This is a genomic window from Alkalihalobacillus sp. MEB130, assembly GCF_032335535.1.
Classification (GTDB): Bacteria; Bacillota; Bacilli; order Bacillales; family Bacillaceae_D; genus Halalkalibacter.
Map to the genome: position 1 here is coordinate 16436 of NZ_JAOANA010000026.1, position 23954 is coordinate 40389.

At 38.7% G+C, this 23954-nt stretch carries 24 protein-coding genes; 23 read left to right on the forward strand and 1 reads right to left on the reverse strand.

The features are described 5' to 3' along the window. The first annotated feature begins 181 nt into the window (after positions 1-181). From spoIIIAF to N0O92_RS20265, 22 genes are all read left to right on the forward strand, one after another. The gene (spoIIIAF, locus tag N0O92_RS20160) at positions 182-856 is read left to right on the forward strand and encodes a stage III sporulation protein AF (RefSeq protein ID WP_315616439.1); all 675 of its coding nucleotides are present in this window, start codon (positions 182-184) and stop codon (positions 854-856) included. Continuing rightward, entirely contained in the window at positions 853-1521 is a 669-nt protein-coding gene (spoIIIAG, locus tag N0O92_RS20165) for a stage III sporulation protein AG (protein ID WP_315616440.1), read from the forward strand. Before spoIIIAF ends, spoIIIAG begins: the two co-directional genes overlap by 4 nt. Further along, positions 1521-2129, forward strand: a complete 609-nt coding sequence (locus tag N0O92_RS20170) for a SpoIIIAH-like family protein (RefSeq protein WP_315616441.1) — start codon at positions 1521-1523, stop codon at positions 2127-2129. Before spoIIIAG ends, N0O92_RS20170 begins: the two co-directional genes overlap by 1 nt. A 163-nt stretch (positions 2130-2292) precedes the next feature. Then, entirely contained in the window at positions 2293-2658 is a 366-nt protein-coding gene (locus N0O92_RS20175; protein WP_315616442.1) for a hypothetical protein, read from the forward strand. Between the two features lie 193 nt (positions 2659-2851). Continuing rightward, on the forward strand, positions 2852-3355 hold the full coding sequence (gene accB, locus N0O92_RS20180; protein ID WP_315616443.1) for an acetyl-CoA carboxylase biotin carboxyl carrier protein: 504 nt from the start codon (positions 2852-2854) through the stop codon (positions 3353-3355). Positions 3356-3370: 15 nt separating this feature from the next. After that, on the forward strand, positions 3371-4729 hold the full coding sequence (gene accC / locus N0O92_RS20185) for an acetyl-CoA carboxylase biotin carboxylase subunit (protein ID WP_315616444.1): 1359 nt from the start codon (positions 3371-3373) through the stop codon (positions 4727-4729). A gap of 57 nt (positions 4730-4786) precedes the next feature. Then, positions 4787-5188 carry an Asp23/Gls24 family envelope stress response protein gene (locus N0O92_RS20190; RefSeq protein ID WP_315616445.1) on the forward strand — a complete coding sequence of 134 codons (402 nt, stop codon included), beginning with the start codon at positions 4787-4789 and terminating at the stop codon, positions 5186-5188. 236 nt (positions 5189-5424) lie between these two features. Continuing rightward, positions 5425-5820 carry a transcription antitermination factor NusB gene (gene nusB, locus N0O92_RS20195; protein WP_315616446.1) on the forward strand — a complete coding sequence of 132 codons (396 nt, stop codon included), beginning with the start codon at positions 5425-5427 and terminating at the stop codon, positions 5818-5820. 26 nt (positions 5821-5846) lie between these two features. Continuing rightward, the gene (folD, locus tag N0O92_RS20200) at positions 5847-6692 is read left to right on the forward strand and encodes a bifunctional methylenetetrahydrofolate dehydrogenase/methenyltetrahydrofolate cyclohydrolase FolD (RefSeq protein WP_315616447.1); all 846 of its coding nucleotides are present in this window, start codon (positions 5847-5849) and stop codon (positions 6690-6692) included. Positions 6693-6703: 11 nt separating this feature from the next. Continuing rightward, entirely contained in the window at positions 6704-8053 is a 1350-nt protein-coding gene (gene xseA / locus N0O92_RS20205; RefSeq protein WP_315616448.1) for an exodeoxyribonuclease VII large subunit, read from the forward strand. Between the two features lie 13 nt (positions 8054-8066). Continuing rightward, complete coding sequence (locus N0O92_RS20210; protein ID WP_315616449.1) at positions 8067-8300, forward strand: exodeoxyribonuclease VII small subunit; 234 nt, start codon at positions 8067-8069, stop codon at positions 8298-8300. A gap of 2 nt (positions 8301-8302) precedes the next feature. Continuing rightward, entirely contained in the window at positions 8303-9193 is an 891-nt protein-coding gene (locus N0O92_RS20215) for a polyprenyl synthetase family protein (protein WP_315616450.1), read from the forward strand. A 693-nt stretch (positions 9194-9886) separates the two neighbouring features. Beyond that, a complete protein-coding gene (locus N0O92_RS20220; RefSeq protein WP_315616451.1) occupies positions 9887-10483 on the forward strand; it encodes a hypothetical protein in 597 nt (198 codons plus the stop codon). Positions 10484-10505: 22 nt separating this feature from the next. Beyond that, positions 10506-12395, forward strand: a complete 1890-nt coding sequence (dxs, locus tag N0O92_RS20225) for a 1-deoxy-D-xylulose-5-phosphate synthase (protein WP_315616452.1) — start codon at positions 10506-10508, stop codon at positions 12393-12395. A 2-nt stretch (positions 12396-12397) separates the two neighbouring features. Next, positions 12398-13228, forward strand: coding sequence for a TlyA family RNA methyltransferase (locus N0O92_RS20230; protein WP_315616485.1), 831 nt, complete (start codon positions 12398-12400; stop codon positions 13226-13228). A 571-nt stretch (positions 13229-13799) separates the two neighbouring features. After that, positions 13800-14249 carry a transcriptional regulator AhrC/ArgR gene (ahrC, locus tag N0O92_RS20235; protein ID WP_315616453.1) on the forward strand — a complete coding sequence of 150 codons (450 nt, stop codon included), beginning with the start codon at positions 13800-13802 and terminating at the stop codon, positions 14247-14249. 15 nt (positions 14250-14264) lie between these two features. Further along, entirely contained in the window at positions 14265-15989 is a 1725-nt protein-coding gene (gene recN, locus N0O92_RS20240) for a DNA repair protein RecN (protein WP_315616454.1), read from the forward strand. Positions 15990-16113: 124 nt separating this feature from the next. Next, positions 16114-17403: a SpoIVB peptidase gene (gene spoIVB / locus N0O92_RS20245; RefSeq protein WP_315616455.1), complete on the forward strand. Its 1290-nt coding sequence runs from the start codon at positions 16114-16116 to the stop codon at positions 17401-17403. A gap of 240 nt (positions 17404-17643) precedes the next feature. After that, entirely contained in the window at positions 17644-18450 is an 807-nt protein-coding gene (spo0A, locus tag N0O92_RS20250) for a sporulation transcription factor Spo0A (RefSeq protein ID WP_315616456.1), read from the forward strand. A 399-nt stretch (positions 18451-18849) separates the two neighbouring features. Beyond that, the gene (gene steA, locus N0O92_RS20255) at positions 18850-19980 is read left to right on the forward strand and encodes a putative cytokinetic ring protein SteA (protein ID WP_315616457.1); all 1131 of its coding nucleotides are present in this window, start codon (positions 18850-18852) and stop codon (positions 19978-19980) included. Beyond that, positions 19973-20641, forward strand: coding sequence for a glycosyltransferase family 2 protein (locus tag N0O92_RS20260; RefSeq protein ID WP_315616458.1), 669 nt, complete (start codon positions 19973-19975; stop codon positions 20639-20641). Before steA ends, N0O92_RS20260 begins: the two co-directional genes overlap by 8 nt. Beyond that, positions 20638-21441, forward strand: coding sequence for a hypothetical protein (locus N0O92_RS20265; protein WP_315616459.1), 804 nt, complete (start codon positions 20638-20640; stop codon positions 21439-21441). Before N0O92_RS20260 ends, N0O92_RS20265 begins: the two co-directional genes overlap by 4 nt. 39 nt (positions 21442-21480) lie before the next feature. Here N0O92_RS20265 and N0O92_RS20270 read toward each other — a convergent pair whose 3' ends face one another. Continuing rightward, the gene (locus tag N0O92_RS20270; RefSeq protein WP_315616460.1) at positions 21481-21717 is read right to left on the reverse strand and encodes a DUF2627 domain-containing protein; all 237 of its coding nucleotides are present in this window, start codon (positions 21715-21717) and stop codon (positions 21481-21483) included. Between the two features lie 158 nt (positions 21718-21875). Here N0O92_RS20270 and N0O92_RS20275 point away from each other — a divergent pair, with 158 nt between their 5' ends. Then, complete coding sequence (locus N0O92_RS20275; RefSeq protein WP_315616461.1) at positions 21876-23933, forward strand: sigma 54-interacting transcriptional regulator; 2058 nt, start codon at positions 21876-21878, stop codon at positions 23931-23933. Positions 23934-23954 lie beyond the last annotated feature (21 nt).

The following is a 23954-nucleotide window of genomic DNA, read 5'->3' on the forward strand; positions in this document are numbered from 1 at the left end:
TCGCACTAGTAAAGACAAAGAACAGTTACCACTTAACCCAAACTAGGAGCGAGAGCTATACGCCGTAACGATTTTAAGCCTTTTAGGAGTGAACTTCTCCTAAAAGGCGCACGGCGAGTGAAGCCATCGCAACTATGTTCGCACTAAGAAAGAAAAAAGTCTCTAGAAAGGAGAGAGTACCTTGGGATTTTTGACGGAATGGCTAACGAATATCATTTTATTAATCTTACTCGCCACTATTTTAGAACTGATGCTGCCAAATTCGAATATGCAAAGATACGTCAAAATGGTAGTAGGTCTTCTCTTATTAGTAGTGATGCTTCAACCTTTATTAACCATTTTTACGGAAGATGTGGACGAATGGCTCTTTGCCTTGTCTGAACAAACGGACCAACAAGAAAAATCTATAAATGAAACAATAAATTTACAAAAAAGAGATATAGAGTCGGGTGTACGTGCATATACCTTAGAACAGGTGGCTGTCCAATTGAAGAGACAAGTAGAAGGAGCATTAAAAGATCAACATTCAATGGAAATAAAACAAGTTGAAATTGATCTGAATGGGGACTTAAATCAAATCATAGATGAAGAGCAAATTGTAGAACAAATTCATGCGATTCATGTCTATGTGCAGTCTTCATCCACTCCTGAAGAAGAGAGTGAGAACGAAAGGTCAGAAGATGTTTCACCGGTTCAAGTTGTCCATATTGATACCTCTACACCGAGAACAATGGACAAAGGGATTGAGGAGACGAATCATGACTTAAAACCTGTTCAATCCTTTCTCTCAGAAAATTGGCAGATCCCACAAGATAAGATTTTATTAGCTTGGGAAGGGGGGAAACAAGCACAATGAATCGCGACGAACAGAAGGATCAACAATGGCTACAAGCCCTATTTAAGAAGCCTGAAAATGGAAAGAAGAAACGATTGCCTCTTCATTACATTTTGCTTCTTGGTTGTGTAGGTGTAGCGCTCATGATTACGGGCAACCTTCTGACCAATCCAGCAGGAGACGAAGAACAATCCTTACCCGTCTTTAGTGATGAAGAGGAAGAGGTAGAACCAGCTTTTGGGAGAGATACCTCTTCAGCTGAACCTAATTCAATGCAAGACTATGAAATGCGCTATGAAAATCAGCTAAAAGAAGCGCTTGAACAAATTGTAGGCATATCGGATGTCTCGGTTATGGTCAATTTGGCTAATACAGAGCGCAATGTGTATGAAAGAAACACAAACGAAACGAAACAAAACACAGATGAAACGGATCGTGAAGGTGGAACGAGAAAAGTAGAAGATATTTCTAGAGATGAACAGCTTGTTATTAGGCGAAATGGTGATAAGGAAGAACCTATTTTAGTTGAGCAAGAGAAACCTTCCGTCCGTGGGGTGCTAGTTGTGGCCAAAGGAGTGGAAAACGCTCAAGTGAAAAGTTGGGTTGTAGAAGCAGTAAGTCGGGCACTTGATGTTCCAACACATAGAGTTTCGGTTATGCCGAAGAAAACAAAGGAGGACTTATAATGGTCTTAAAAAAGCAAACAGTTTGGTTATTAACAATGTTGAGTTTAATTATTGTACTTTCAGTGTACTATGTACAATCCCCAGGTCCAGTTCCAGGTGAAGAGGTTGCATTTGACGAAGTGCAAGAAGATAGCGAATTAAACCTTGAAGAAATGGCTAATGGAGATGCAAACGAAGTAGTTGTTAATGTCGCTGAGGAATTAGACGAGGCTGCTGCGGAAGAAACGGAATCAGGTGTCATCTCTAGCATCTCAACAAATGAAGCTTTTGCAACGATTCGAATGGAGCTTCGAGCGTCACGTGATCGTATGGCTGAGGAGTTTACGCAAATTGTCGCATCATCAGACGCATCTGCTGAACTTAAGTCTGAAGCTCATGATAAAAGCATTGAATTACAACGTTTAGCACAAAAGGAGCAACAATTAGAAACATTAATTATGGCTAAAGGATTTGAAGATGCATTGGTTATGGCAGAAGAAGATCAAGTACGTGTCATCGTTCAAACTGAAGAGCTTTCACGCGAACAAGCAAATGAAATTCTTAGCATGACGTATGCTCACTTAGGATCAGGAAATACAGTTACTGTAGCTCACCAATCATCTCAATAAAAATGTAGAGCCGCCTTCTTGGCGGCTTTGCTATTTTCTCCTCATATATCACGTGGTAAGAAGGTTTCATTTCGCAGAAAAAGGACATATTTTTATATAGCAATGGCTTCGAGTTATTTGTCTATGATATAATACGCAAAGTAACAAAAAAGGAGCGATTGTAATGGAATGGAATGATTTAACAGAAGGAGCAAAAGCTGTTCTAGAGCAAACAAGAAATATTAAAAATGATAATATTCAAATTGTTGAATTTGAAATTGGATTTGAACAAGTGCCTGAAGAAGGTGACGAAGATACATATGCTGTTTCTATTCAGGAAGAAGACTATCAAAATTTAAAACGATATACACAAGAGAATGAATATGGAGATAAATTTCATATGGCTCGTAACAAAAATATCGTAAAAATTATTCTACTTGAAAACGGGAAGATACCTGATAACTTATCCGAATTTCCTGTCTTCCGTCAGTATAAAAAGGATGCTTTAGTGAAGGCCGAAGTGGAAGAAGCGTCAGAGGAACAAGCATAAAAAATCAGGTTAATTAGATTGAAGTCTGATTAACCTTTTATGTCACTAAATCTCTAAGACCATTGTGAGATGGAAGGGATTTAAAACGACTTGTCGAAGATACTATTACGCTATATTCTTAAAATATTACGATGATTAGATATCCCTTATCGAAGCAACAAATTAATGAGGGAAAGAGAGGGAGGCATGTTTCATGCTAAAAGTTCAAGAGTTAAAAGAATTAATTAAAGCGCTAGATCAATCTAATGTAGATGAACTTAAATTCGAACAAGAAGGAACAAAGCTTGTTTTGAAAAAACAACAAGCTCCTGTTCAAACCGTTGAAAAAGTAGTTGAGGTTTCAAGAGAAGCAGCTCCAGTTGTTTCTGCACCTGCTGCAGTTGAAACAAAAATGCCTGCGAAAGAAGCTCCAACAAGTGTAGAACCTAAAGAACCTGCTACTGCAACAAATGCTAATGTACATACAATCACTTCACCAATGGTCGGAACGTTTTACTCTGCGCCATCTCCAGACTCTGCGCCATACGTAAAACAAGGGGATAAAGTTACTGAAGAATCCGTTGTTTGTATCGTTGAAGCAATGAAACTAATGAATGAAATTGAAGCTGAAGTAAAAGGGAAAGTTACGGAAGTTCTAGCTGAAAACGGTGAACTTGTAGAATATGGACAACCATTATTTGTGGTAGAGCTTGGTTAACATAGGAGAGATACGATGATAAAAAAGGTCTTAATTGCAAATCGTGGGGAAATTGCAGTTCGAATTATTCGTGCTTGCAGAGAGTTAGATATTGAAACAGTGGCCGTTTATTCAGAAGCTGATAAAGATTCATTACATGTAAGACTAGCAGACGAAGCCATTTGTATAGGCCCGACACTCTCAAGTAAAAGTTACTTAAATGTTACTAACATTATGAGTGCAGCTACATTAACCGAAGTAGATGCCATTCATCCTGGATATGGCTTTCTAGCGGAGAACGCAGATTTTGCAGAAATATGTGCAGCATGTAACATCACGTTTATAGGTCCAAGTCCTTGGGCCATTAATCAAATGGGAACGAAGGATGTTGCTAGAGAAACAATGGCTAAAGCAGGAGTTCCTATTGTGCCAGGTTCAAGTGGGATTGTTGAAAACATTGAGGCTGGTCTGAGCGTAGCTGAAGAAATTGGCTATCCAGTTATTATTAAAGCAACAGCTGGCGGCGGTGGAAAAGGAATTCGTGTAGCTAGAACCCCTGATGAGTTAAAGAAGGGAATGAATATTACACAACAAGAGGCTGCAACTGCCTTTGGAAACCCAGGTGTGTACATTGAAAAATACATCGAGGATTTCAGACATGTTGAAATTCAGGTTTTAGCTGATAACCATGGCAATGTCATCCATTTAGGCGAAAGAGATTGCAGCATTCAGCGTCGATTGCAAAAGCTTCTTGAAGAAACACCTTCACCTGCTATTTCAGAAAACACAAGAAAAGCAATGGGAGAAGCTGCTGTAAATGCCGCGAAAGCAGTAGAGTACTCTGGTGCTGGGACGGTTGAGTTTATCTATGATCACAATAATGACCTATTTTACTTTATGGAAATGAATACTCGAATTCAAGTAGAGCATCCTGTTACAGAAATGGTCACGGGTGTTGATTTGATAAAGGAACAAATTCGAGTAGCAAGCAATGAGAAACTCACACTTACACAAGAAGATGTAACGTTTCAAGGATGGTCAATTGAGTGTAGAATAAATGCGGAGAACCCAGCAAAGAATTTTATGCCGTCTCCAGGAAGAATTACAAACTACTTAGCACCAGGTGGCTTAGGTGTTCGTGTTGACTCAGCGGTATACCCTGGTTATATGATTTCTCCGTTTTATGATTCTATGGTTGCTAAAGTAATCACACACGGTGCAACACGTGCCGAGGCAATTGCAAAGATGAAACGAGCTCTTGAAGAGTTTGAAGTGGAAGGTGTCGAGACAACGATTCCGTTTCACCTTCGTCTTTTGAACCATGAAACATTTATTTCCGGTGATTTTAACACAAAGTTCCTTGAACATTACGATGTGATGTCATTAAAGCTCTAACAATTTCTTACAAGTATTTATTTCAAAAAAATACGTAATAAATAGGAGGGAAATCAAATGAATGAAAATCATATTCTCGAACTAGAGGAGCAAAAGTCAGAACTAGGCAAAGTGGAAATTTCACCTGAAGTAATAGAAGTAATAGCAGGAATTGCTGCTTCTGAAGTGGATGGGGTTGCCACTATGCGTGGGAATTTTGCAACAGGCGTGGCAGAAAGATTAGGTAGAAAAAACCACGGTAAAGGTGTAAAGGTAGAGTTAGCAGAGGATGGAATTACTGTTGACGTATCGGTTGTTATCACTTATGGTGTGGCAGTACCTGAAGTGGCTAATTTAATTCAACAAAATATTAAACAAGCTTTACAAACGATGACAGCTATCGAACTTCAAGCGATTAATGTTCATGTCGTTGGAGTACAATTTGAATCAACTGAATTACCTGAACAAGAAGAAGTTTAATATGTACGTAAGGTGTTCCAACTGTCAAATTTGACGAATTGGAACACCTTCTTTTTTGTTTTTTTTGAATTGTAACTTTTTTGGCTATACTAGCTAGCAGAGAGTCAACACGATTCAAAACTGGTAGTTTTGAAGGAAAGCGAATATTGTGAACAAATTATTTATAAATTGTTCTGTTTTAGGACTACGTGTTATGCTATTATCAACATATTAAACGTGCAGAAGGAGTTTGACTAATGAATCGAAGAGTGGCAAGACTTAGAGCAGCTCAGGCGCTCTATCAAATAGATTTAACCGAGAGTGAAGCAAATGTTGCGATTGAGAGTGTAGTCGATGAAGGCGAGACTCCAAGTTCATTTATGCTTGATCTCGTTCACGGAACTCTAGAACATAAAAATACGATCGATCCGATTATCTCTTCTAGCTTACAAGGGTGGACACTTGATCGTATGGGGCTCGTTGATCGGGCAATTGTGCGTATGAGCATTTACGAAATGAAATTTATTGAAGACATTCCGGTCAATGTTACGTTGAATGAAGGAATTGAATTAGCTAAGGCGTTCGGTGGGGAAGAATCTGGAAAGTTTGTGAATGGTGTACTATCAAAAGCAATGGAAAACGTAAATAAATAGAGGAATAAAAAGGAGAGAATTTGATCATGACAGCATTATTGTTAAATGGAAAAGAATTGGCGTCTAAAAAAAGGGAACAGTTGAAAAAAGATGTGGAACAATTAGCTTCCAAACAAGTGGTTCCGGGTTTAGCGGTTATTTTAGTAGGAGAAGATCCAGCATCACAAACATATGTACGTGCAAAAGAAAAAGCATGTGAGCAAGCTGGAATTCATTCTGTTCTTATAAAAAAACCAAATACTATTACCGAAGAAGAACTTTTGGCTGAAATCGAGCGCTTAAATCATGATTCATCTATTGATGGGATCTTAGTTCAACTTCCTATTCCTGAACATATTTCTGAACAAGCTGTTATTGAAAAGATTGCTCCAAACAAAGATGTTGACGGATTCCATCCTATTAACATTGGAAAAATGATGACAGGAGAAGATACATTTCTACCTTGTACGCCTTTTGGGGTAGTTGAAATGTTAAAAGAAGCTGAAATTGACATAGCTGGAAAACACGCTGTTGTTGTGGGACGAAGCAATATCGTTGGTAAACCAGTAGGACAACTGTTATTAAATGAAAATGCAACAGTTACATATACGCACTCTAGAACGAAGAACTTACGCGAACTAACGAATCTAGCTGATATTCTAATTGTAGCCATCGGTAAACCAGAATTTGTTGGAGCTGAGGACGTGAAAGAAGGAGCCGTCGTAGTGGATGTAGGCATTAATCGTGTTGATGGAAAGCTTGTAGGAGATGTTGATTTTGATAGTGTGAAAGACAAAGCTTCCTATATCACGCCAGTACCAGGTGGAGTAGGCCCGATGACGATTACCATGCTGTTAGAGAATACGGTTCTGTCAGCAAGAAAGCGTTCATAGAGGTTTTTTAAATGACGGCTAAAGATGTGCTAACGATCTCTGAGGTGACTCGTTATATCAAGTCATTGATGGAAGAAGATGTAAGACTGCAAAGTGTTTGGCTTAGAGGAGAACTTTCGAATGTAAAGTTGCATAGTCGTGGTCATCTTTATTTTACAGTTAAGGATGATAAATCAAGAATGCAAGCAGTTATGTTTGCTGGTCACAATAGATATTTGACCTTCAAACCAGAAAATGGAATGAAGGTATTGTTACGTGGCGAAGTCAATGTGTACGAGCCCTATGGCCAATATCAATTTTACGCAAAAGAAATGCAACCAGACGGAATTGGGAGCTTGTATTTAGCTTATGAGAAACTAAAGGCTCAACTGGAAAGAGAAGGGTTGTTTGCTCCAGAAAGAAAAAAGGCTATACCGCTTTTTCCAGAACGTATTGCGGTCATTACGTCTCCGACAGGAGCTGCCATTCGAGACATTATTACTACGTTAAAGCGCCGTTATCCTGTTGCTCAAATTACGTTACTGCCTGTCTTAGTTCAAGGTGACCAAGCTCCATATTCTATTAAGCGAGCTATTGAACAAGCTGATCTTGCAGCATGTTTTGATTGTTTAATTGTAGGGCGTGGCGGTGGCTCTATTGAAGAATTATGGGCCTTTAATGATGAAGGGGTTGCAAGAGCCATTTCTCAAGCTCAAGTACCAATTATATCAGCGGTGGGACACGAAACAGATTTTACAATTAGTGATTTTGTTGCCGATCTACGCGCTCCTACCCCTACAGGAGCGGCCGAACTTGCTGTTCCGGATCATCAAGAAGTGCAAAGAAACCTAGCCATGATGAAAAGAAGGCTAAAGAAGGTAATGAGTGACAGAGTATTGGATGAAAAAGCTAAATTAGAGCGTTTCAAACGCTCCTATGCTTTCCGATACCCTGAGCAACTCATTCGTCAAAAAGAGCAACAACTTGATGGATATATGGAGAGGCTTAAGCGATCGATCTCGCAAACCATCACTGAACCTAGTAAACACTTACAACATTTGGACAAAACATTAACTATGCTTCATCCTCAAGTAAGAGTAAGACAAGCAACTGAACAAACCAATCAGCTGCAAGTTTCTCTTATAAAGGCAATGCGCGAACAAATTAAGAGCAAACGAATTCCTTTTGAGAAAGCTATCGGTGAATTAAATCTTCTAAGTCCTTTACGATTAATGGATCGTGGTTATAGCTTAGTCTACGATCAAGAAAAGAATTCATTAATAAAATCAACAAAACAGGTTGCCGCTGGCAGCAAGTTGGATATTCAATTGAAAGATGGAAAAATTCATTGTGTAGTAGAAGAGACAGATCAAATGGAATAGGAGGAACGAAAAGATGACAGAAAAAACGGAACTGACTTTTGAAGAGGCAATGAAAGAATTGGAACAAGTTGTAGAGAAGCTTGAACAAGGGGACGTTCCTCTAGAAAAAGCGATTGCCATGTTTCAAGATGGAATGGCCTTGTCAAAGCAATGCCATGAAAAATTAGAAAAAGTGGAAAAACAAATGGATCAAATCCTTCATGAAGATGGGGAATTGGAGCTGTTACATTTTCAGGAGGATGAGTAAACGTGAATCATGAGCTTACTTCTTTCTTAAAAGAAATAAAAGGTCAAGTTGAGGCACGTCTACCTCAACATATTGAGCGATTATCCGTACCAGAAAGACTGGCAGAAGCTATGATTTATTCTCTAGAGGCAGGCGGAAAGCGAATAAGACCTGCTTTACTATTAGCAACAATTCAATGTTTTGATAAACGGATTGAATCAGGCTTAGATGTAGCTTGTGCAATGGAAATGATTCATACATATTCTTTAATCCATGATGATTTACCTGCGATGGATGATGATGATATGAGACGTGGAAAACCAACAAATCATAAAGTTTTTGGAGAAGCCTTAGCCATATTGGCAGGAGATGCTTTACTTACATATAGCTTTGAACTTGTTGCAAAAATGGAACAGGCTGAAGTATCAGCTGAGCAAAAGCTATTATTAATCCAAGAAATAGCAAAAGCAGCAGGACCAGAGGGAATGGTAGGTGGACAGGTTGCTGATATTGAGGGAGAAAATAAATCTCTTTCATTAGAAGAACTTGTATATATCCATCATCATAAAACAGGGGATCTGCTAACAGCTTCCATTGTTTCGGGCGCTATTATTGCAGGTGCTTCAGAAGGTGATATAGGTAACCTTCGTATGTTTGCAAAAGAGCTTGGTCTCATGTTTCAAATAAAGGATGATATACTTGATGTCGAAGGAGACCAAGAGACAATAGGTAAGCCGATTGGCAGTGATGATGGCAATAATAAGAGTACGTACCCGAATCTATTAGGGTTGGACGGAGCAAAAATGAAGCTTAATGAGCATATGTTACAAGCAAAGGAATACTTATATAGAGTAGATATGAATCATGAATTACTTTTAACGTTAACAAACTATGTGGCAGAGCGTGATCATTAATTTCAAAGCATTACCATTGAGCTTGTAATTAGCTCATGCTATAATAGCCTGACAAATGAGTGGTGCAGTATTCTAGTCGGTTCTCCATTCTTGAAGGCGGGGCTAAAAATCCGCCAAAGGGCACATCGATGAAGCTCCTTGTTTGGGCTTGAGGCGCCCAGCCTTGGGTCTTAACTGGGAGAAAAGGTAGTAGGGCGATCCACAAAGGCATGTGGGCGTTGACCCTCCTACTGTGGAGGCCTTTTGTTCGGTCCATGCACGAGTATGGTACTAGGGCAAAGGGTATGAACCTGCAACGGCAAGCTAGGGAGCTTGTCTGCAGCGTAGCCTGCCTTGAGTGGAGGGAGAGGGGATTATGGAAATGAGGTCAAGACGTGTCGGCCAACACGCATTGACTTTACCCATATGAAATCTACTCTGCAAAAGAGGATAAAAGAATGGCAAGGAACTGCTGAGGAAATCTCCTAGACTGTTCATTTTGACATTTAAAGAGGATTGCAGTGTAGACTAAGTGGTAATCCAGTCTGACGCTTGGTGACAACGTCAAGTTCAGTATAAAGGGAAACCGCCTCTTGCGGCGACGCAGTGGAGCTGAACTGGGAAATCCTACTGGACCTAAGCTACAGAGTTTACTCTTTAAATGACCACTCTATTATACATAGAACTTTGTAAAAAGGTGATCGATAGATAATTATGAAACCTCTTCAGAAATCAATACATTGGAGTTTGGGAATCGCCGTTATCACGCTTGTGCTAGCGGCTATTTTTTCAGTTATTTCTACGTTTATATTAAGTGGAGTAACGTGGGCAATCGGTATGGTGATTGTCTTTATTATTGTCTTTTTAGGTGTGTTCTTTGATACAATAGGGGTAGCCGCTACAGCAGCAGACGAAAAACCATTTCATGCAATGGCGTCAGAACGTTTACATGGTGCAAAACATGCTGTGTTAATCACTAGAAATGCAGATAAATTTGCAAATTTCTGTAATGATGTTATTGGTGATATTTCTGGTATTATTAGTGGGACTGCCTCAGCCTACGTTGTCTTACAACTATCTCTTCAATTAGGATATGGAGATACATCGATTCAACAATTTTCTATCTCTATTTTGTTTACGAGTGTGGTTGCAGCTTTAACAGTAGGAGGAAAAGCAGTCGGAAAGACATTGGCGATTCATTATGCAACTCCAATTATCTATCAAGTGGGTAGATTATTATATTTGTTAGAGGTAAAACTGAAAATAAAAGTTTTTTCAGCGAATGGAAAATCAAAGAAAAAGAAAAACTGACTCGAAAGTGAGGGGTTCCTTTATGAAACTAGAGGAATTTAAAGACCCAAACGACCTTAAAAATTATTCGAAAAAAGAACTTGAAGAATTGGCAGAAGATATTAGACATTTTCTAATTGGGAAATTGTCAGTAACAGGTGGTCACCTCGGTCCGAATTTAGGAGTGGTCGAGTTAACGCTTGCCCTGCACCATCTTTTTGATAGTCCAAAGGACAAATTTATTTGGGACGTAGGACATCAGGCATATGTTCACAAAATTCTTACAGGTCGTGCTGATCAATTTGATAAATTACGTCAATATAAAGGCTTATGTGGATTCCCTAAACGCAATGAAAGTGAGCATGATGTATGGGAAACGGGACATAGCTCAACCTCTTTATCTGCCGCAATGGGAATGGCAACAGCAAGAGATTTAAAAGGGACAGATGATAATGTCGTTGCTATTATCGGAGATGGAGCATTAACAGGTGGAATGGCTCTTGAAGCATTAAATCACATTGGGCATGAACAAACGGATTTAATAGTTATATTAAATGATAACGAGATGTCAATTGCTCCGAATGTAGGGGCGCTTCATAATGTGTTAGGACGTTTGCGAACAGCCGGAAAGTATCATAAGGCCAAAGAGGAATTGGAGCAACTAATTAAGAAGATTCCTGCTTTTGGAGGAAAGTTAGCTTCTACCGCTGAACGTGTAAAGGATAGCTTAAAGTACTTACTTGTATCAGGCATCTTCTTTGAAGAATTAGGCTTTACTTATTTAGGACCTGTAGATGGACATGACCTTGATGATTTGGCTGAGAATCTTAAGTATGCGAAGAAAACAAAAGGTCCTGTTCTTGTTCATGTTTTAACGAAAAAGGGCAAAGGATATGAACCAGCTGAAAATGATGCGAAAGGGACATGGCATGGACTTGGCCCGTATAAGATTGAGTCTGGAGAAGTTGTAAAAAAACCTGGACCTCCTAGTTACAGTGGAGTGTTTGCCGAAACACTTAAAAAGATTGCGCGCGAAGACAAACGAATTGTCGCACTTACTGCCGCTATGCCAGGTGGAACTAAGCTCGACGTGTTTGCAAAAGAGTTTCCAAAGCGAATGTTTGATGTTGGGATTGCAGAACAACACGCCACAACGATGGCTGGTGGGTTAGCTACACAAGGGATGAAGCCTGTATTTGCAGTCTATTCAACCTTCTTGCAACGTGGTTATGACCAAGTTGTTCATGATATTTGCAGACAAAATTTAAATGTCATCTTTGCGATTGATCGTGCTGGACTTGTTGGTGCCGATGGCGAAACCCATCAAGGGGTGTTTGACATTGCTTATCTTCGTCACTTACCTAATATGACTATTTTAATGCCTAAAGATGAAAATGAACTTCAACACATGATTTATACGGCTACCCAATACGATGACGGTCCAATTGCAGTTCGTTACCCACGTGGAAATGGATATGGAATTAAAATGGATGATGAACTAAAACAATTGCCGATTGGTAAATGGGAAACGTTACATGAAGGTTCTGACGCCTGTATTCTCACGTTTGGGACAATGATCCCGGTAGCAGAAGAAGCGGTAACTCAAATAACAAAACAAGGTTTATCCGTAAAAGTGGTGAATGCCAATTCTGCAAAACCGCTTGATGAAAAGCTCTTGCATGAAATAGCTCAAATGAAAGTACCTATTTTAACGCTAGAAGAAGCAGCACTTCAAGCTGGTTTTGGAAGTGCGGTTTTAGAGTTTTTCCATGATAATGGCTATCATAACGTTGAAGTGAAACGAATGGGAATTCCGGATGAATTCATCGAACATGGAAGCGTTTCGGAGCTTTTGGAGGAAATTGGCCTAACTTCTGCGAATGTATCAGATCAATTACTAACGATGCTACCGAAAAAAAAGCAAAGGGCGTAACCATATTGACTAAGAAAGAAAGAATAGATGTGTTGCTCGTTGAACGTGGGTTAATGGAAACAAGAGAAAAAGCGAAGCGCTCGATTATGGCTGGGCTTGTCTACTCTGGAACGGAGAGAATGGATAAGCCAGGTGTAAAAATTGATCGTGACACGCCCCTTGAGGTAAAAGGGAACCCACTTCCTTATGTCAGTCGAGGTGGCTTAAAGCTTGAAAAAGCAATTGAACAGTTCAATCTTAATTTAGCAGATAAGATCGTGTTAGATATAGGGGCATCAACAGGCGGATTTACGGATTGCTCTCTTCAAAACGGCGCTAAATCTGTATATGCTTTAGATGTTGGATACAATCAACTCGCTTGGAAGCTCAGACAAGATGAGCGAGTAACTGTAATGGAACGAACGAACTTTCGGTATGTTAAGCCAGAAGATCTTCATGAAGGCTTACCACAATTTGCCACCATTGATGTGTCCTTCATATCTTTAAAGCTCATTTTGCCTGTTTTAAAAACGATTCTTGTTCCAAACGGTGAAGTAGTTGCATTAGTAAAACCGCAGTTTGAAGCAGGGAGAGAACAGGTTGGAAAAAAAGGAATTGTACGTGATAAATCTGTTCATGAAGACGTATTGAATCAAATCATTGAATTTTCATCAAGAGAAGGATATGTTGTCTCTGGACTAAGTTATTCTCCTATCAAAGGAGGAGAAGGAAACATCGAATTTTTAATGCATCTACAATATCTCGGCGATAATGGTTCCGTAAATGAATCAATAGCCGTACGTGATGTAGTGGCAGAGGCGCATGAATCATTAAAAGCAAAACTTGAAGAATAATTCGGAGGCGTCTCACACGCGCCCTCTTAAAAGAAGAAACCTGGAGACATAGGATTTGTCTCCAGGTTTTCATCTTTTTAAGGCAGGTTAGTTAACCAATTAATTGGCCTCATGTACAATCTGATAAATTGGTATAATCTATAAGGAACAAAGTTGTTTATGTTATCTTTATTTTTTTGGTTACGTATAAAAATCGTTTCTCTTTAGTATGTTGTGTGATAACTCTATTCTAAAGTATTGAGCGATTTTTTTTGTGTTTTTGATAGGAAGTAACATTTAGCGGACGGGATGGAGAGGCCGACTCCTGCAGGAGGATAGGGCAGGTTGAAATCCACCGGCGTGCCGGTTAGTTCAACGCCCGCCTGCGGAAAGCGTGCCCCCCATCCCGGGAGCGGCATCTGACCTCTCACTTTTATTAAAGATTAAAGAAAATGATTATTTATTCACTAATTTGTATGAAATAAGGGCACAAATTATTTTTTTTGAAAGAAATTGTCGATACAAATGTTGTATTGTTGCTACATTACGTAGATAATGAAGATATGAGACAGTGTAGAAATAGGTGATAAAGATGAATAAAGGACAAAGACATATTAAGATTAGAGATATCATTGTGAATAATGAGATTGAAACTCAAGATGATTTAGTGGAACAGCTGCGTACAGAGGGCTATAATGTTACGCAAGCTACTGTATCTAGAGATATTAAAGAACTTCATCTTGTTAAAGTACCAATGTTGGATGGACGTTATAAATACAGCTTACCAGCTGACCAAAGGTTTAATCCATTACAAAAGTTAAAGCGTGCTTTAATGGATAGCTTTGTTAGTATTGACAGGTCAGATAATCTTATTGTGATGAAAACTCTACCGGGTAACGCCAATTCGATTGGTGCTTTGATTGATAATTTAGATTGGACTGAGGTCATGGGAACGATTTGTGGGGACGATACCATTTTAATCATATGTAAGAACAAAGAAGACGGACCAGAAGTAACTCAACGATTTTTAGATATGTTATAAGGGTGGGATCGTGAAATGTTAATCGAATTATCTATTCGACATTTTGCCATAATAGATGAATTAACTGTACAATTTGAAAAAGGTTTAACCGTATTGACGGGAGAGACAGGGGCTGGGAAATCGATTATTATTGATGCAATTGGGCTCCTACTTGGCGGCCGTGGATCTGCCGAATATGTAAGACATGGTGAAAAACGAGCGGAAATTGAAGGTTTATTTATAGTGGAAGATGACCATCCGATCATTACAAAAGCAATGGAGTTTGGCATTGATGCACAGGATTCTATGTTTATTTTAAGAAGAAATATTACATCACAAGGTAAAAGCATTTGCAGAATAAATGGAAAGTTGGTTACTTTGGCGATTTTACGTGAGATTGGACAAGCACTTGTCGATATTCATGGTCAGCACGAACATCAAAGCCTGATGCAAGCAGAAGAGCATATTTCTATGTTGGATGGATTTGCCTTTAAGAAGCTTGGAGATACGTTTAAGGAATACCAGACGTTATTTCAACAAGCACAGCATCTTCAAAAACAAGTTCTTTCATTGAGTGAAAATGAACAAGAACTCGCTCAAAAAGTGGATTTATATCAATATCAATTAGAAGAAATCGAACAAGCAGGATTAAAGCCAGAAGAAGACGTTCAATTGATGAATGAAAGACATAAGCTTGCTCATAGTGAAAAATTATACTCTCTTTTGCAGGATAGTTATTTGAGCTTATATGGAGAGGGGAAAGGCCTTGATTTTATCAATCATGCTGTATCCCATCTGGAAGAAGCTCTTTCTATTGATCAAGAGCTCAAAGACGTATTTGAATCTGTTAGTAACAGCTATTACTTATTAGAAGAAGCGGCTTACGCTTTACGAGATCGAGTCGAACAGATTGAATTTGATCCGAATCGCCTTGAATTTATTGAAGGACGACTGCATGAGATCCAGCGTTTAAAACGAAAATATGGAGAAACAGTGGATGATATTTTGATTTATTCTTCGAAAGTGGAAGAGGAATTAGACTCCATCATTCATAAAGATGATCGAATATCCAAGTTGCAAAATGAACTCGATGGTTTGTGGCAAGACTTATTAGTGGAAGCAAAAGCATTAAGCAATATTCGAAAACAAGCGGCTTTAGAGTTAACAAATTCCATTCATGAGCAATTACGATCGTTATATATGGAGAAAACGATTTTTGATGTACGAGTGATGGAAAAGCCTGCAAGTAAACTATCTCCCGTTATTGATGGAAAAAAGGTTCCTTTTAGCCAAGACGGAATGGATGCAGTTGAATTTTATTTATCGACAAACCCTGGAGAACCGATGAAACCTCTTTCGAAGGTAGCTTCTGGAGGAGAGATTTCGCGGATCATGCTCGCCATTAAATCAATTTTCTCAAATGAACAAGGGGTTACAGCTGTTATTTTTGATGAAGTTGATACCGGTGTAAGCGGTCGTGTTGCTCAAGCCATTGCCGAGAAGATACATGCCATTTCGATAGGTTCGCAAGTGCTTTGCATTACACACTTGCCTCAAGTTGCTGCAATGGCTGATTCTCATCTCTATATTCAAAAACAAGAAGAGAATGATCGTGTAAAAACTTCTGTTAAGGCATTAACAACAGAAGAAAAAATAAACGAAATTGCACGTATGATTTCTGGTGTAGAGGTTACAGAGTTGACGAGAGAACACGCAAAAGAGCTCTTAGAACTTGCTGAATCGCTCAAACAGCCTGCATGAAAAGCTAGCCAAAAAAGGATAGCTTTTTTCTTTTTGTTCCAGTTATAAATGTACAACTCTAAGGCAACATTAATAGTACAGCCAGTAACGGAGGTGTGGGCAAGGAGCTAGGAGAGTGAAGTGAGTGAGAGGCGATGCAGTAAGAAAAACATTGGGTATTCTTGTTTTACTATTTGTCGTAAGTTTAGGTTTTTCGGATGGTGTACGTGAATGGGTTAAGATTCCCACAGCTATGACTGTTTATGAAGGGGAAATGACACCAATAGTGGATGCAACCAAATCACTAAAAGCTATAACTGCAACTACTGCGCCATCAGCACTTACTTTTCAAATGAGTGGAGCAAGTGAAACAGAAATTACGAATCATGCATCGGTAGAGGTCGCAGGTTTTCCTGTAAAAAGTATCGATGTAAATGTTTTACCAAAAACGGAAGTTATTCCTGGCGGTCAATCAATTGGTGTAAAACTGAATACCGAAGGAGTTCTTGTTGTGGGTCATCATTTAATTGAAGGTGATGATGGAAACACATCTCCTGGTGAAATTGCCGGTATTGAGGTAGGAGATATGATCACCAAAATTGATGATCATGAGATTCAACGTATGAGTCAGGTTGGAGAATACGTCCAATCAGCAGGAGAAAAAGGTAATTCATTGAAACTTGAAATTAAGCGAGATCAACAAACGCTTAATAAAGAGTTAACGCCAATTAAGGCAAAAGGAGAACATTCTTACCGGATGGGTCTTTATATACGTGACTCAGCAGCCGGAGTAGGAACCTTAACCTTTTATGATCCAGAATCAAAGAAATATGGGGCATTGGGTCATGTTATTTCAGATGTAGATACACAAAAACCAATTGTTGTTCATGATGGACAGATTATCCGTTCTTCTGTCACATCTATTGAAAAGGGAAGCAATGGAGATCCTGGTGAAAAATTAGCAAGTTTATCTGATCAACGAGACGTTTTAGGTACAATTGAAAAAAATAGTTCCTTTGGGATATTTGGAACGTTAAAAGAAGCAAATTTAAAAAATGAAATTCATGATAAGAAAATGCCAATTGCTCATTCGACTCATGTAAAAGAGGGCCCTGCCAAAATATTAACGGTTGTAGAAGGGGAAGAGGTAGAAGAATACGATATTGAAATCGTAAGTTCGGTTCCTCAGAAGCAACCAGCAACAAAAGGCATGGTTATCAAAGTAACGGACCCTAAGCTACTAGAAGCTACAGGTGGGATCGTACAAGGAATGAGTGGAAGTCCAATTATTCAAGATGGCAAAATCATTGGTGCTGTTACACACGTCTTCGTTAATGATCCAACGAGTGGATATGGATGTCACATAAGTTGGATGTTAGAAGAAGCGGGAGTAACGGATCATTTTTCAAATACACAGGGAGCCAAAGCGAGTTAATTCGTTTTGGCTTCTTTTCATTTCTAATTTTTGTGATATGATTAAAGAGTAAAGAAAATTCGACAAAGAGGATAAAAAAGTTTTGTCAACGTTCGAATGAGGTCGAAAAACGTAGTATAGTGAAGGAAAGATAAGAAAATCTAAAAAAATCTAATTAAAATAAAAAAAAATAAAGGGAATTAAAATTCGTTGTCGAAAACGTTAATTTATGACAAAAAAAAGGACAGAGGAGGCATTATTGTGCAAAAAGTTAAAGTTTGTATTGCGGATGATAATCGTGAGTTAGTTAATCTACTCAATGAATACATATCAGCTCAGAATGATTTAGAGGTTGTGGGGACAGCATATAATGGCCAGGAATGCTTAAGTTTGATTGAGGATAAAGAACCAGACGTGTTGATATTAGATATTATTATGCCTCATTTAGATGGTTTGGCGGTATTAGAAAGAATTCACAAATTAAATCTAAAGAAAAAGCCGAACATTATTATGTTAACAGCATTTGGTCAAGAAGATGTGACGAAAAAAGCGGTTGATCTAGGAGCAGCGTATTATGTATTAAAACCATTTGATATGGAAGTGTTAATCTCAAATATCCGGGAAATTAGTGGTCAATCAAGGTCCTTCATTCAACAAGCGCCGACGAGCTCATTTATCTCGAATAATTCGGCTAGATCAGTAGAACCTCAAAGCTTTAATTTAGATGCGAGTATCACTAGTATTATTCATGAAATTGGTGTCCCTGCTCATATTAAAGGGTATATGTACCTTCGTGAAGCCATTACAATGGTATATAATGACATCGAATTATTAGGGTCTATTACAAAAGTTCTTTATCCAGATATTGCAAAGAAATTTAATACTACTTCGAGCCGAGTAGAACGTGCGATTCGTCATGCGATTGAAGTTGCATGGAGTCGCGGTAATATTGATTCTATTTCTAGCTTATTCGGATATACAGTTAGTCATTCTAAAGCGAAACCAACTAACAGTGAGTTTATTGCGATGGTGGCTGACAAACTAAGAATTGAGCACAAAGTTTCTTGAAAGAAACAGCAAGAAGATGATTAAGGAAAAACACTTCAAAATGAAGTGTTTTTTTTGTGGGAAATAAAGTGAAAAAGTAATATTCTTAAAAAATAAAAGGGTTTCCACTATCTATATAGTAATAAATAGATAGGAGAGGAGGGATCCTTTGTTCAGTAGTAAAGTAACAGCCGTATTCACGGTCGGATTGGCAATGGCTGTAAAGTTAATTGTAGTGTTAGTCATTTTTCGTTTATGGAAAAAAGGAAAAGAAAAAGGGCGATGGTAGCATTCCGACTATAGGGAGTGCTTTTTTCGTTTTATAACATAAAAGACTAAGAAAGGGAATGCATTGAAAAGATAAATAAAATCGTAAAAATTGCTCATATTATGACCAAACGGTGCAAAGAGGGTTTTCAAATGATGAATCTAATAAAAGGACCTATCTATGAGCATGAACAAACGAAAAAATTGCTACATTTTTTGCCAAAGAGAAGTATTGTTTTTCTCTGGCATGAGGATCTTGATGGAGTTGCGGTCGATGGCTTGATAAATGCACAGGTAAAAGCGGTCGTCAACGGAAGAGCATCCATGACAGGCAGTTATCCACAACAACATGTAAATACTCTTCTTCAAGCTGGAATTCCAGTCTTTGATGTGATTTCTTCTGCTAAACAGGAGAAACCATATCAAGGTGAAGAAGCGATTATTTTTCAAGATGAATTATATGTAGATAATAAAGATTTTGAACCGATATTTGTAGCAACATTGCTTCCGTATACGAAGGGAATGATTGAGGAAAAAACAAACCAAGCTCAAACGAATTACTCTGCGCAATATGATAAATTCGTTCGTAATACTTTACGTTATGCCGAAAAAGAGTGTGGGTGGTTCCAACAGATCCCTGATATTCCTTTATCCTTTGCTGCGATCGATAAGAAGGAAGTATTCATTGTAGCAAGAAATACGCATTATGAAAAAGATATCAAGGCTGTTCGCCACGCATTGATGAGAAAAGGAACGGTCATAGTTGCAGTAGATGGTGCAGCAGATGGACTGTTGAAACATAAAATTATTCCTGACTATATAATAGGTGATATGGATTCAATAAGTGAACAAGCCGTCTATTGCGGTGCACAGTTAATTTGTCATGAACATCCCAATGGGACTTCGCCGGGGAAAGAACGGCTAGAGAATATGGGCTTAATCGTTGAAACCATACGCTTCGTAGGAACAAGTGAAGACGTGGCGATAACTGCGACTTATTGGTCAGGAGCAAGTCGACTTTATTTAATAGGTTGTAGAATAGGAATGACCGAATTTCTTGAAAAGGGTCGAGCGGGAATGGGGTCGACTTGGCTATGCCGAATTCAAGCCGGGGATAAGATTACAGACTTAAAAGGAATCCATCAGCTTGCGCATTCATCTATCTTCTCTATACATGGGCAACGACAAAATTCGTTAAAACCTTCGTTGCTCGAAACCATTCAACAACTTGTATCAGAACGCTTTGGAGGGTGGAGAAAGAAGGAGGTACTACGTCATGATTGAAACATCATTTGTCATTGCGGCCTTTAATGAAGAGAAAACAATTGAAAATACATTACTTGCGCTCAAGGCTAACAACGAGAAGCAGAGTGAAATAATTGTTGTTGATGATGGAAGTAGTGACGGTACGAAGGAAATAGCGGAGAAACATGCTGATAAAGTGGTCTCCTATCCAACGAATCGCGGAAAAGGATATGCCATTCAACAAGGTTGGAAAGAAGCTAGAGGGACGTACATCGTCTGTCTGGATGCAGATCTTGAAGAGTCCGCAAGTGAAGCTTTTTCCCTTCTTCAGCCAATTCAAAATGGAGAAGTAGATATGACTATTTCGATAATCAATCCTGGAAAAAAATCTGGGATGGGTGTTGTAAAAAGGCGGGTACAATCCATTGTTTATAAGAAGACGGGTGTCAAACTAGAAGCCCCTTTATCAGGGCAACGAGCTTTTCATAGAAAGTGGCTTCCAGTCTTGCTTACAAAAACGTACCACGGATTTGGAGTTGAGACACAAATGACCATTGATTTATTGAAAGCGGGAGCAACTTGTCTAGAAATTCCAACAACGATGAAGCATCGCGAAATGGGACGAGATGTGAAAGGATTTTATCATCGCTTAAAACAATGGGTTGATATTGAAAGACAACTTAGAGGGGTTCAATCATGATCGCTTTCTTTGTTTCTATGCCAATCATTGCTTATTTAAGTATGATCGCATTCCAAACAATGAAGCTCGGTGCCTACAACTTTGAAAATAAGTTTGTTCCATATAGTTTAGGTATCGTCATTATTTATAGTTATGGTTACTTTTATGCTCTTTCTACTGGATTACAGTCATTTTCGCTTCTATCCTTTTTATTCATTACTTCGATCTGGATATTAGGGCTCATTGATGATATATGGGGAAAACCATATCCAAAAGGGTTAAGGGGGCATGTTGGTTATGCTCTACACAAAAAAACGATCACAACTGGTTTAGTAAAAGCAGTAGGAACGATTATCTTTTCTGTGTTGTTTGTAACAGGAGCCTTTCCATTTTCTCTCCTAGTAGCATTTATAGCTTTCTCTTTATGTGTAGGACTGCCTCATGTTATGAATTTATTTGATACACGGCCGCTACGGGTCTGGAAAGTAACATTTTCATTTGTATTAGTGACGCTACTTGTTAATCCTCTGCCTTCGTTTCGGTTTATCCTGATGCTTTTAGCTGCGTTTTATATTTGGTATGTGTTAGAAGGATATAAAAAGGCGATGCTTGGCGATAATGGGGCAACACTTGTAGGTGCAATTATGGCGGTTTTTTCGGTGTATCATTTGCCATTAGGAATGCAGGTTGTTTTACTTTGTCTGTCAGCGCTTTTTGTGCTTATTGCTGAAAGATATTCATTTTCTAAAATTGTTGATAGCTCGAAATTTTTGCGTATGATTGATCAAATTGGAATTATGAAGAAACAACAAGGAGGGTGACTCTTACATAGAGTCACCCTACGATGCTTTACAAGATTTTTACTTCTTTTGAAATCGTGGTGCGATTTTCCCGTTTTTGCGGTCGCGGTAAAAGATGAAGCCTCCGATAAAGCTTAATCCAGCAAAGAACAAAAGCAGCCCTATGAGAAATTGTAACGACAAATTGGGAAATGGGCTATTCACTATTTGAAAAATGGTATCTCGCATTAATTTAATACCATAACCAGCAATAACACCAGGTATAACTAATATCATTAACGCAATAAAACGTCCCATGAACATTCCTCTTTCATAATAAACTCATACTTCTATCTTAACGAAAAAACTTGAAAGTGTACATGTTAGTAGTTGCATTTTTGTGTCATTTGCGTAATAGTTAAGGGAGATAATTAATAGTAGAAGTTAAGACCAAGTCATAAAAAGGAGGAGTCGTGATGAAACGAGCGGTTATCATTGGTGCTGGACAAGGTGGAACGGCGTTGTTTCGTATGCTTATGAATATGGAACACATTTATGTTGTTGCCGTGTATGATATTCGTTCAGCGGCTCCCGGTATTTTTGAAGCAAAGAAACACCATGTAAAGACGGGGTCTAATTGGAGAGACTTGCAGAATGAAAAGGTAGACTTTATTTTTGAATCTACGGGAGATCCGGGTGTTGTAACAGAACTTAGACGAACAGTCCAACCAGACACTATGATTGTTCCTTCTCAACTTGCCCGTCTCTTCTATACGTTATTGAAGGAAAAGGACCAACTTATCATTACGCTAAATGAGCAAATGTCCATTCAAGAAACAATATTAAACTCAACTCACGATGGAATGATTGCTATCAATACAGATGAGCAAATTCTTATATTTAACGAAGCGGCTGAACGAATTTCTGGAACAAAAGCTCAAGAAGCTATTGGCAGGCCTCTACTTGAGATAATGCAATCAAGTGGTCTTCCACGTGTGATGAAAACCCAACAAGCAGAACATAACCGTAAGCAGCAACTGAAAAACGGGGCAACTGTGATTACAACAAGAGTACCGATGATTGAGGAAGGTCGTTGCATTGGAGCGTTAGCTGTATTTAAAGATATAACAGATATTGTTGATATGGCCGATCAGGTAACGAACTTAAAAAGTATTCAAACGATGCTCGAGGCCATTATTCAATCATCAGCTGATGCCATCTCCGTTGTTGATGAGAATGGCATCGGACTAATGACAAATCCAGCTTACACCCGCTTAACAGGTTTGCAACCTGAGGATGTTATAGGGCAACCGGCAACAGCTGATATTTCAGAAGGCGAGAGCATGCATTTACAAGTGCTTGAAACGGGTAAACCAGTAAGAGGCGTCTCGTTAAAGGTTGGTCCAACGAAAAAGGACGTTATCGTGAATGTAGCTCCTATAATCGTTGATGGAAAGAAAAGAGGAAGTGTTGGGGTCATTCATGACGTTTCGGAATTAAAGTCCTTACATGGTCAGCTTGAAAAAGCAAAGAAAAGAATTCAAACTCTTGAGGCCAAGTATTCGTTTAATGAGATCATTGGAACCTCTACTGAAATGAAAGTGGCAATTGAACAAGCGAAGTTAGCAGCATCCACACCTGCGACTATTCTTTTGAGAGGAGAATCAGGTACAGGGAAAGAGCTGTTTGCTCATGCCATACATAATGAAAGCAATCGGAAAAACGATTCATTTATTCGTGTGAATTGTGCAGCCTTATCTGAACAATTGTTAGAAAGTGAATTATTCGGTTATGAAGAAGGTGCCTTTTCAGGAGCGAAACGTGGAGGGAAAAGAGGGTTATTTGAAGAAGCACATAAGGGGAGCATTTTTCTTGATGAGCTAGGTGAGTTATCTAGTTCGATGCAAGCTAAGTTATTACGAGTTCTTCAAGAACAAGAAATCGTGAGGGTTGGAGGGACAAAACCGATATCGATTGATGTGAGAATTATTGCTGCAACTAATGTAAATTTAGAAAAGGCAATAGCAGAACAGCGATTTCGTGAAGATCTTTATTATCGGTTAAATAAATTCCCGATATCTATTCCCCCATTACGTGAAAGGATGAATGACTTAGAGCTACTTGCTATTCATTTGATTCAGAAATTAAATAAAGATTACGGCAGGTATATTCAAGCGATTTCTACCGAAGCTATAGAGTATTTGACTAACTATCAATGGCCAGGAAACGTTCGAGAGTTAGAAAACGTTTTGGCTCGAACGATGATTTATATGGAACCAGCTAGCCGACAAGTGGAGCGCTATCATCTTCCCGCTCTTACTTCAACAAGTCAATTAGTAGAAGACACGAATAAAAAAAGTGAATTAATAAATGAAGATAAAAGAGATCTTCAGCATTTGCTTAATGAGTACGAGAAGTCAGTTATCATAGATACATTAAAACGTTTTGAAGGTAACAGGACAAAAACAGCAAAGGCATTGGGAATATCGATACGATCTCTTTATTATAAAATGGAAAAATACCACATTGCATAAAAGTGCATGCAAAATCTTGCA

Excerpts from the sequence above, each read along its gene's own strand:
- N0O92_RS20265 (WP_315616459.1), top strand. The coding sequence starts at position 20,638 with ATGATCGCTTTCTTTGTTTCTATGCCAATCATTGCTTATTTAAGTATG.
- N0O92_RS20270 (WP_315616460.1), bottom strand. The coding sequence starts at position 21,717 with ATGGGACGTTTTATTGCGTTAATGATATTAGTTATACCTGGTGTTATT.
- dxs (WP_315616452.1), top strand. The coding sequence starts at position 10,506 with ATGAAACTAGAGGAATTTAAAGACCCAAACGACCTTAAAAATTATTCG.
- accB (WP_315616443.1), top strand. The coding sequence starts at position 2,852 with ATGCTAAAAGTTCAAGAGTTAAAAGAATTAATTAAAGCGCTAGATCAA.
- N0O92_RS20260 (WP_315616458.1), top strand. The coding sequence starts at position 19,973 with ATGATTGAAACATCATTTGTCATTGCGGCCTTTAATGAAGAGAAAACA.
- ahrC (WP_315616453.1), top strand. The coding sequence starts at position 13,800 with ATGAATAAAGGACAAAGACATATTAAGATTAGAGATATCATTGTGAAT.
- folD (WP_315616447.1), top strand. The coding sequence starts at position 5,847 with ATGACAGCATTATTGTTAAATGGAAAAGAATTGGCGTCTAAAAAAAGG.
- nusB (WP_315616446.1), top strand. The coding sequence starts at position 5,425 with ATGAATCGAAGAGTGGCAAGACTTAGAGCAGCTCAGGCGCTCTATCAA.
- accC (WP_315616444.1), top strand. The coding sequence starts at position 3,371 with ATGATAAAAAAGGTCTTAATTGCAAATCGTGGGGAAATTGCAGTTCGA.
- xseA (WP_315616448.1), top strand. The coding sequence starts at position 6,704 with ATGACGGCTAAAGATGTGCTAACGATCTCTGAGGTGACTCGTTATATC.
- N0O92_RS20210 (WP_315616449.1), top strand. The coding sequence starts at position 8,067 with ATGACAGAAAAAACGGAACTGACTTTTGAAGAGGCAATGAAAGAATTG.
- spoIIIAG (WP_315616440.1), top strand. The coding sequence starts at position 853 with ATGAATCGCGACGAACAGAAGGATCAACAATGGCTACAAGCCCTATTT.
- N0O92_RS20190 (WP_315616445.1), top strand. The coding sequence starts at position 4,787 with ATGAATGAAAATCATATTCTCGAACTAGAGGAGCAAAAGTCAGAACTA.
- N0O92_RS20220 (WP_315616451.1), top strand. The coding sequence starts at position 9,887 with ATGAAACCTCTTCAGAAATCAATACATTGGAGTTTGGGAATCGCCGTT.
- N0O92_RS20170 (WP_315616441.1), top strand. The coding sequence starts at position 1,521 with ATGGTCTTAAAAAAGCAAACAGTTTGGTTATTAACAATGTTGAGTTTA.
- recN (WP_315616454.1), top strand. The coding sequence starts at position 14,265 with ATGTTAATCGAATTATCTATTCGACATTTTGCCATAATAGATGAATTA.
- steA (WP_315616457.1), top strand. The coding sequence starts at position 18,850 with ATGATGAATCTAATAAAAGGACCTATCTATGAGCATGAACAAACGAAA.
- N0O92_RS20275 (WP_315616461.1), top strand. The coding sequence starts at position 21,876 with ATGAAACGAGCGGTTATCATTGGTGCTGGACAAGGTGGAACGGCGTTG.
- N0O92_RS20175 (WP_315616442.1), top strand. The coding sequence starts at position 2,293 with ATGGAATGGAATGATTTAACAGAAGGAGCAAAAGCTGTTCTAGAGCAA.